Here is a 241-nt window from a genome sequence, read left to right on the forward strand (position 1 = left end):
GGACAAGATGAGGTTCTCGAAGCTTGTCGAAAATGCTATGCTTCGTTGTTCACCGATCGCGCGATTAGTTACCGAGAAACTCAAGGCTTCGACCACATGCAAGTGGCGTTGTCGGTAGGCGTGCAAAAAATGGTGCGTTCTGACAAAGCCTGTGCGGGGGTTGCTTTTTCTCTCGATACCGATACCGGTTTTCCCCATGTCGTCCTCATCGATGGTGCATGGGGACTCGGAGAAAATGTCG

At 51.5% G+C, this 241-nt stretch carries 1 protein-coding gene; it reads left to right on the forward strand.

Translation table 11 applies throughout. The annotated features are described in order from the left end of the window. Positions 1 to 241, forward strand: a 241-nt coding sequence (locus tag SB754_RS22595) for a PEP/pyruvate-binding domain-containing protein (RefSeq protein ID WP_410784508.1), incomplete at both ends; no start/stop codon positions are given.

The organism is Leifsonia sp. SIMBA_070 (assembly GCF_046534635.1).
GTDB lineage: Bacteria > Actinomycetota > Actinomycetes > Actinomycetales > Microbacteriaceae > Leifsonia.